The following is an 8,206-nucleotide window of genomic DNA, read 5'->3' on the forward strand; positions in this document are numbered from 1 at the left end:
AATCGTAAAGGTAGATGTCGCCTTACGGCTCCTGTGAACTGTCCTTCAACACCGTGAAGGTGACGGCTCGATCCACGTGAGCGACTTTGGCAAGACAAGGCTGGTCTATGCCGAACGGCATGAGGAGATCGAACCCGCCATCGCCCGCGAGAAACTCGTGAAGAAATGGCGCCGGGAATGGAAATTCGCGCTGATCGAGGCGGACAATCCCGATTGGCTGGACCTTTGGGACCAGTGGTATCCGGCGGGGGAAGTGCGGGAAGCCGACGTTGAAAGGTAGCCAAGCCCCGTGTCAAGCACGGGGCGACGATAGTGGGTTTTGGGATTTGAGGGTGTTTTGCTGGCCGGATGAATGGCGGCTTCCGGAACGGCGATCAGACTGACGGAATGGCGGCAGTGGGGTGGAGGGCAAGCCTACCGGGAAAATCTTGATTTAGCTATCGATGTTGCGTGGGATAAGACCGTGTCTATTTGGCGGTTCATTTCACGCCAATACACACCACAACGCACGACATAAGTCACACGAACTTCGAGGTGCCGAGTGTAATATCTTTGACTGCAATGTGGTACCGGTACGTCTTCAGATCCGTTACATTCAATTAATGTCATACCTTCGGATAAGGCGGCTCCATTTATCACGCACGACCACCCGGTCTTATAACCACTCTTAAAGCAGTCCAGCCCATTCCACGATATGGGCACTAGCGGAGCGGCTAAAGTTTCCTGCACATGTGCAAGTACGCGCTGGGCTTGCTGGTCCATTGTGTCATTTGGCGTGGCTTCCATGACGCTTAACTCGCGCCGCCCATCATCCGTTACTCGAAAACAATCTTCCTGCTGATGCGACGGAATTGGAATGTGAACCCACAACGAGCCGCTAAAAGTTTTCCAGCCGTTTACAGCATCGCTTGGAAAGCAATAGTCTGCTCCGCCCATTTGTCCGCAGGCTAGGCCTTGCATATCTTGCCCATCGATCGAAATGTCTGGCGCGCCCGTTGTGCCAGTGGCCAACAGCATGGAAGCAAGAAATGGGCTAATCACGATTACCTGACCAGCAGTTTGAGGAGGTGATTGCAAGCAAGGATTTGAATTGAGGCAGTCAAGGGGTGCGCAATGTCGCCAAAAAAATGTCCGATATCCTGTCGAGATCTGAACAATAGGCCATGATAAAAATCAATGAATGCCACCCAACGCTGGGAGAGGCACAAACCCCTCCCAGCGCCAAACTCAATCCATTTCCCACGCCCGTTCGCCGTGGCTGGTGATGTCGAGGCCTTCGCGTTCTTCGTCCTCGGTGACGCGCATCGGGATGACCATCGAGACCATCAGCGCGCAGACTACGGTGGCGAAGGCGCTCCATAGCGCGACGATGCCTACGCCAGCGACTTGCGCGACGACCTGCCGGGCGAGGTCCATGCCTTCGTTGTAGCCGGTGCCGCCGAACGATTCCGAGATGAACACCGCCAGCAGGACCGAGCCGAGCATGCCGCCGACGCCGTGGACGGCGAAAACGTCGAGCGAATCGTCGATCTGGAGGCGCTGCTTGACCAGTTGGATCATCGGGTAGCAGACCACGGCAGCCAGTGCGCCGAACAGCATGGCCGCACCGGGCGCGATGTATCCGGCGGCGGGGGTGACGGTGGCAAGGCCTGCGATGGCGCCGGTGGCGAAGCCGACCGAGGTGGCTTTGCCGACCGAGAGCTTTTCGATGGCGATCCACACCAGCGCGGCGACGCAAGCGGCGACATGGGTGTTGATGATCGCCGAGGCCGCGTCATCGTTGGCGGCGAGGGCCGAACCACCGTTGAAGCCGAACCAGCCCACCCAGAGCAGCGCTGCGCCCGCCATCGTGAGCGAGGGGCTGTGCGGGAGCATCAGCGTCTTGGGGAAGCCCGCGCGCTTGCCCAGCAGCATGGCGACGACGAGCGCCGAGATACCGGCGGTGGTGTGAACGACGATGCCGCCCGCAAAATCCATCGTGCCGAACTTGGTGGCGAGCCAGCCGCCGCCCCACACCCAGTGGGCCGCAGGGGCATAGACGATCAGGCCCCAAAGCGCGCAGAACGCCACGACCCAGCCGAAGCGGGCGCGGTCTACCCATGCGCCCGCCATCAGGGCAGGCGTGATCAGCGCAAAGCACATCTGGAACAGCGCGAAGGCGCTTTCGGGAATGGTCGTGCCCGCGCGCACGTTGCCGAGGTTGAGCAGCATCCATGCGTTGCCACTGCCTAGCCAGCCGCCCGCAACATCGCCAAAGGCCAGCGTGTAGCCGACCATGACCCACAGCACCGAAGCGACGGCGGCAATCGCGCCGACTTGCACCAGAACCGCAAGGAAGCCCTTGGCGCGGACGAGGCCGCCGTAAAACAGGGTGAGGCCGGGCATGGCCATCATCAGCACGAAAGCAGAGGATACGAGAATCCAGGCGGTATCGCCGGTATCGGCCACGTCTTCGACACTGACGGCTTCAAGGCCGGTTTGTGCTGCCGCCAGCGTGGGCAGCAGCAGGGCAAAGAGAGCGACGAATGCCGCCATCAGGTTTCGCATCAACAGAACTCCCCTCCCGCGCAGATGCCTGCGCCAGATCCTCTCGCCAGAGGCTTTAGGGGAATATTGTGGCAGTGCACAAGCGGCGCGGTTATCGATTGTTGTGCGAAACGGGGACGGCGGTCAGGTCAGACCAGACCTTCCAGCACCTGATCGGGCGGGCGATGGCCATCGGCCCAGAAGCGGATGTTGGCAACGACCTTGTCGCCCGAAGCGAGGCGGCCTTCGAACGTGGCGCTGCCCATGTGCGGCAGGATGGCGACGTTGTGATGGGCGAGCAGGCGGGCATCGACCTGTGGCTCATGCTCGAACACGTCCAGCCCGGCGCCGCCGATGCGGCCTTCGACGAGGGCGGCGATGAGGGCTTCCTCCTCGACCAGCTGGCCGCGGGCGGTGTTCACCAGATAGGCTTCCGGCTTCATCAGTGAGAGGCGGCGCGCATCGATGATGTGGTGCGTTTCGGGGGAGGCGGGGCAGTGGAGGGTGAGAATATCGGCATCAGCCACCAGCCGGTCGAGATCGGGTTCAAAGCGCGCGCCGAACATCGTTTCCAGCGCTTCGGGCAGGCGGTGGCGGTTGTGGTAGGCGACGTTCAAGCCAAAGGCGCGGGCGCGGTAGGCTACGGCTTGGCCAATGCGGCCCATGCCGAGGATCGCCAGCGTCTTTCCGGCAAGGCGGTGGCCGAGCATGGTCGAGGGCGCCCAACCTTCCCAATTGCCTGCGCGCAGGGTGCGGCCGCCGTGGTTGAGGCGACGGCTGACCGAGATGATCAGGGCGATCGCCATGTCGGCCGTGTCGTCGGTGAAGACGCCCGGCGTGTTGGTGACGATGATCTTGCGGGCGCGGGCGGCGGACAGGTCGATATGTTCGATGCCTGCGCCGAAATTGGCGATGAGGCCGAGTTGCGGGCCAGCCTGCGCTATCAGGCCTGCATCGATCTGGTCGGTGACGGTGGGCACGAGGACGTGCGCGCTTTGCATCGCTGCGACGAGTTCATCGCGCGTGAGCGGGCTATCTTGCGCGTTGAGCGTGACGTCGAACAGTTCGGCCATGCGCGCTTCGGTTTCGGGCAGGAGGCGGCGCGTGACGAACACGCGGGGCTTGCCTTCGACGCGGCGGGCGGGGCGATAGTCGGCGGAACTCGGCATGGCATGAACGCTAGGCCCGACGCAGGGCGGCGGTCAAGGGGGCGGCGGTCAAGCGCGGGGCGCTACCGTCATGGTGGACAGCGTGGCGGCAGGTGTTGCCCTTTGCGCGCGATTTTGCGACGGCTTGGCCATGATATCGCGCATTGCAGCCAGTCTGGCCCTTATGTTTGCCGCTGTTCCGGCCGTGGCGCAGGATGCGGATGATGGCGTGCCCTATTGGGTGTCCACCGCCAAGGACACTGCCAACATGCGCGTGGGGCCAGGGCGCGAATATCGCATCAACTGGACTTACGTGCGCAAGGGCGTGCCGTTGAAGGTGCTGCGCGTCATGGGAAGCTGGCGTCTGGTCGAGGACCCGGAAGGCGCGCGGGGATGGATACTGTCGCAGTTCCTGACGCGCGCTCGCGCCGGCATCGTGAAAGGCGGCATCACCGGCCTTCGGCAGAACAAGGACGGGAGCGGCCGTGTGCTGTGGCGGGTGGGGCCGGGCGTCATTGGCAAGGTGGGCGATTGCAACGCTGGCTGGTGCGAGTTCGATGTGGACGGGCGTAAGGGTTTTGCGAAAGCGTCGAGCGTCTGGGGCGCGGGCAAACCCTAGCTGATAGAGAAATCCCCCGATCTTGTGGGCCGGGGGATGTGATGATCAAACCAGTTCGACTGCCAGCGCCGTAGCTTCGCCGCCGCCGATGCAGAGGCTGGCAACGCCCTTGGTCTTGCCATGCTTTTTTAGCGCCGCAAGCAGGGTGGTAACGATGCGCGTACCCGAAGCGCCGATGGGGTGGCCCAGCGCGGTCGCGCCGCCGTGGACGTTGATCTTTTCGTGCGGGATGCCGAGGTCGTGCATCGCGAACATGGCGACGCAGGCGAAGGCTTCGTTCACTTCGAAAAGATCGACATCGGCGATGGACCAGCCAGCCTTTTCGAGAACCTTCTGCATCGCGCCCACCGGTGCGGTGGTGAAGTCCTTCGGCTCCTGCGCGTGTGCTGCAAGAGCGACGATCCTTGCCACCGGAGCAAGACCGGACGCCTTGGCAACGCTTTCGCGCACGAGAACCACGGCAGCCGCGCCATCGGAAATCGACGAGGAGGTGGCAGCCGTGATCGTGCCGTCCTTGGCGAAGGCGGGCTTGAGCGAAGGAATCTTGTCGGGACGGCCCTTGCCGGGGGCTTCATCGGTATCGACGACGACTTCGCCCGCACGGGTTTTTACCGTGACGGGCGCGATTTCGTCGGTGAAGGTGCCATCGGTCACCGCAGCTTGTGCGCGGCGGAGCGATTCGACCGTGTAGGTGTCCTGCTGTTCGCGGGTCAGCTGATAGGCGTTTGCCGTATCCTGCGCGAAAGTGCCCATCGCACGGCCAGCTTCGTAGGCGTCTTCCAGACCATCGAGGAACATGTGGTCATAGGTGGTATCGTGGCCGATGCGCGCGCCCGAACGGTGCTTCTTGAGCAGGTAGGGGGCGTTGGTCATCGATTCCATGCCGCCTGCGACGATCACGTCGACACTGCCCGAAGCGAGCGCTTCAGCGCCCATGATGATCGTCTGCATACCCGAACCGCAGACCTTGTTGACCGTGGTGGCTTGCACCGATTTGGGCAACCCGGCCTTGATCGCGGCCTGGCGGGCAGGGGCCTGACCCAAACCGGCAGGCAGCACGCAGCCCATGTAGATTCGCTCGATGCTGTCGGGCGAAACGCCTGCGCGTTCTACCGCAGCCTTGACCGCCGTTGCGCCGAGATCGGTTGCCGCAACTTCGGCGAGCGAACCCTGCATCGCGCCCATCGGAGTGCGGGCATAGGACAGGATGACGACAGGATCGGCTGATGAGAATTGTGCCATGACTTGACTGCCTCTCTCTTCGTTGAGTGCGCGTTGCGTGCCTGTTACGATAGACTTGGGAACGCTAATAGTGCTGCACTGCAGCAAAAGCAAATGGGGGCTGGGTCTGACCGTCACGGAAATCAACGCGGCGTTGGTGCCGTTTTGGCTGCTGATAAGCGGTGCGGCGGTGCTGGGCGCTGTGATCGGCAGTTTTCTGGGCGCGACACTGGCCCGGTTGCCGGAACAGCGGTCAATCGTGCGGGGGCGCTCTGCTTGCGATGGTTGCGGGCGCGCGCTGACCGTGGGCGAACTGATTCCGGTCATTTCGTGGATCGCCTTGCGGGGAAAGTGTCGCACCTGCGGCGGAAGCATTGGTGCGTGGCAGCTTGCCTGCGAACTGGGTGGGGCCGCGATTGCCGTGGGCGCGGTGCTGTTTGCGCGTGAAGGCCATGCGCTGGCAGCGATGGTGCTGGGCTGGCAACTGCTGCTGCTGGCGATGCTGGACATGCGGCATTTGTGGTTGCCGAGGTTGCTTGTCGCGTGGCTGGCGATGAGCGGTATTGCGGTGGTCTTGGCCGAAACGTGGCGTTTGCAAAGCCTTGACCCGACTGTGGTTTCTCTGGCCGGAGGTGCGCTGGGGTTTGGGATGCTCTGGCTGATTGCGCGCGTCTATCTGAAAGCGCGCGGGCGCGACGGCATGGGGGCGGGTGATCCGCCGCTGCTGGGGGCGATCGGTTTGTGGCTGGGGCCGCTGGGTGTGGTGGAGGTCATGCTGGGGGCCAGCATCATCGGGATTGCGGCGGCTATTGTCATGCTTGTAAGCAAGCGTAGTATCGCCGCCGACACGGCGCTGCCGCTGGGAACCTGCCTTGCCGCTACGGCATGGCCACTGTTCCTACTGCAAGGGCCGGGATAGCCGAATCAGCCTTTTCCGATTCGGCCTTGGGGGGAGGGCAGATGTTCAAGGAAACCGACCGCGCGGAGATGCAGGCCGCACTGGATCATCAGCGCAGCGCATTTACGACTGCTCGCCCTGAACCGCTTTCAACCCGGCACGACCGGCTTGAACGCTGCGCCAGAATGATGCTGGACCACGGCGCGGACTTTGCGCGGGCGATGAGCGCGGATTTTGGCCATCGCAGCCACGAACAATCAATGCTGACCGATGTGATGCCGGCGTTGAGCCTGATCCGCTATTCGCAGAAGCGGATGAAGGCATGGAGCAAGCCCGAAAAGCGCCATGTCAATTTTCCGTTGAACCTTCTCGGTGCGAAAGCGCAGGTACGGTATGAACCGAAAGGCGTGATCGGTATCGTCGCGCCGTGGAACTTCCCTGTGGGGCTGACGATGGGACCGCTGGCGCAGGCCTTTGCCGCGGGCAACCGGGCCATGCTCAAACCCAGCGAATTTACCGAACGCACATCGGAATTGATGGCGGAACTGTTTCCGAAGTTCTTCGCGTCCGATGAAGTGGCCGTGATCCTTGGCGGTCCGCAGACCGGGCAGGACTTTTGTGGGCTGGCCTTCGACCACCTGCTGTTTACCGGTGCGACATCCATCGGAAAGCGTGTGCTTCACGCCGCTGCCGACAATCTGGTGCCCGTAACACTGGAGCTTGGCGGAAAGTCTCCCACGATCCTGGGGCGCAGCGCAGACGTGGCGCGTGCGGCAGAGCGGATCGCGCTGGGCAAGATGATGAACGCGGGGCAGATCTGCCTTGCGCCCGATTACATGCTGGTGCCGGAAGAGCTTGAGCAGGCGGCGATTGGCGCGGTGCAGGGCAGCGTTGCGCAGATGTATCCTACGCTGCTGGCCAACGACGATTACACATCGGTCATCAACCGCCGCCATCGTGACAGGCTGACGGGATTGGTCGATGATGCCGTGGCCAAGGGTGCGGAGGCTATCGTCGTCAATCCCGGCAACGAGAACTTTGACGGTTCAAACGGAAACAAGCTGCCGCTGACGATCCTGCGAAACGTGTCTGATGACATGAAAGTGATGCAGGATGAGATTTTCGGGCCGGTCCTGCCGGTGAAGACCTATCGCAGGATCGATGAGGCGATCGATTATATCAATGCCCACGACCGTCCGCTGGGGCTTTATTACTTCGGTCAGGATGGGGCAGAGCGCGAACAGGTTCTGACCAACACGATTTCGGGTGGTGTCACGGTCAACGATGTTATTTTTCATGTCTCGGCGGACGATCTTCCGTTCGGCGGGATCGGTCCATCGGGCATGGGCAGTTATCACGGAATCGAAGGCTTTCGCGCGTTCAGCCATGCCCGCGCAATCTATACGCAGCCGAAGATAGATCTGGCGAAGATTGCGGGTCTGAAACCTCCATACGGTGCTGCGACGGCCCGCACGCTGAAGATGCAGCTAAAGTAAGCGCCACATACAATCCCGCGGCAGTTGGCGACTGGTGGACTTTGGTGCTGGATTGGTCGGGATCAGGGGAAAAGGGCGGGCAAATCCGCCCTTAGTGCGGTGCACACCACTTGCGCGAAGGCGAAGGCGGGACTAGGGCGCTGGCGAACCTTGCAGCTACGCGAGTCAGCCCTTTGGTCGACCAAACTTCATACTTGGCTCAATACCTGCCGATCCTGATCTTCCTTGGGATCGCATTGGCGCTTTCATCCGCATTCGTGTTTCTGCCAATGGGCGTGGGGGGGCCGCAGGGGGGGCC

Annotated in this window: 7 protein-coding genes; 4 read left to right on the forward strand and 3 right to left on the reverse strand. The window is 62.1% G+C overall.

Going from position 1 to position 8,206, the window contains the following annotated elements; all coding sequences use genetic code 11:
- Nucleotides 1-76: 76 nt before the first annotated feature.
- Nucleotides 77-280 carry a hypothetical protein gene (locus ACOVQ0_RS04990; protein ID WP_421880924.1) on the forward strand — a complete coding sequence of 68 codons (204 nt, stop codon included), beginning with the start codon at nucleotides 77-79 and terminating at the stop codon, nucleotides 278-280.
- 947 nt (nucleotides 281-1,227) lie between these two features.
- On the opposite strand, the gene ACOVQ0_RS04995 is transcribed toward ACOVQ0_RS04990, so the two are convergent.
- Both ACOVQ0_RS04995 and ACOVQ0_RS05000 read right to left on the reverse strand, forming a co-directional pair.
- Nucleotides 1,228-2,547, reverse strand: coding sequence for an ammonium transporter (locus ACOVQ0_RS04995; RefSeq protein WP_421880927.1), 1,320 nt, complete (start codon nucleotides 2,545-2,547; stop codon nucleotides 1,228-1,230).
- A gap of 128 nt (nucleotides 2,548-2,675) precedes the next feature.
- A complete protein-coding gene (locus ACOVQ0_RS05000; protein WP_421880929.1) occupies nucleotides 2,676-3,695 on the reverse strand; it encodes a 2-hydroxyacid dehydrogenase in 1,020 nt (339 codons plus the stop codon).
- A gap of 130 nt (nucleotides 3,696-3,825) precedes the next feature.
- Here ACOVQ0_RS05000 and ACOVQ0_RS05005 point away from each other — a divergent pair, with 130 nt between their 5' ends.
- On the forward strand, nucleotides 3,826-4,293 hold the full coding sequence (locus tag ACOVQ0_RS05005) for an SH3 domain-containing protein (protein ID WP_421880932.1): 468 nt from the start codon (nucleotides 3,826-3,828) through the stop codon (nucleotides 4,291-4,293).
- Nucleotides 4,294-4,338: 45 nt separating this feature from the next.
- Here ACOVQ0_RS05005 and ACOVQ0_RS05010 read toward each other — a convergent pair whose 3' ends face one another.
- Entirely contained in the window at nucleotides 4,339-5,535 is a 1,197-nt protein-coding gene (locus ACOVQ0_RS05010; protein WP_421880935.1) for an acetyl-CoA C-acyltransferase, read from the reverse strand.
- Between the two features lie 70 nt (nucleotides 5,536-5,605).
- Here ACOVQ0_RS05010 and ACOVQ0_RS05015 point away from each other — a divergent pair, with 70 nt between their 5' ends.
- On the forward strand, nucleotides 5,606-6,433 hold the full coding sequence (locus tag ACOVQ0_RS05015; protein ID WP_421880939.1) for a prepilin peptidase: 828 nt from the start codon (nucleotides 5,606-5,608) through the stop codon (nucleotides 6,431-6,433).
- Between the two features lie 41 nt (nucleotides 6,434-6,474).
- Entirely contained in the window at nucleotides 6,475-7,908 is a 1,434-nt protein-coding gene (locus tag ACOVQ0_RS05020; RefSeq protein WP_421880942.1) for a coniferyl aldehyde dehydrogenase, read from the forward strand.
- Nucleotides 7,909-8,206: the final 298 nt, after the last annotated feature.

This window comes from Novosphingobium sp. (assembly GCF_049240505.1).
In the GTDB taxonomy this organism is placed as follows: Bacteria; Pseudomonadota; Alphaproteobacteria; order Sphingomonadales; family Sphingomonadaceae; genus Novosphingobium.

What these genes read in the sequence shown, in the direction of transcription:
- ACOVQ0_RS04995 (WP_421880927.1), bottom strand. Translation starts at nt 2,547, where the DNA reads ATGCGAAACCTGATGGCGGCATTCGTCGCTCTCTTTGCCCTGCTGCTG.
- ACOVQ0_RS05000 (WP_421880929.1), bottom strand. Translation starts at nt 3,695, where the DNA reads ATGCCGAGTTCCGCCGACTATCGCCCCGCCCGCCGCGTCGAAGGCAAG.
- ACOVQ0_RS05005 (WP_421880932.1), top strand. Translation starts at nt 3,826, where the DNA reads ATGATATCGCGCATTGCAGCCAGTCTGGCCCTTATGTTTGCCGCTGTT.
- ACOVQ0_RS05010 (WP_421880935.1), bottom strand. Translation starts at nt 5,535, where the DNA reads ATGGCACAATTCTCATCAGCCGATCCTGTCGTCATCCTGTCCTATGCC.
- ACOVQ0_RS05020 (WP_421880942.1), top strand. Translation starts at nt 6,475, where the DNA reads ATGTTCAAGGAAACCGACCGCGCGGAGATGCAGGCCGCACTGGATCAT.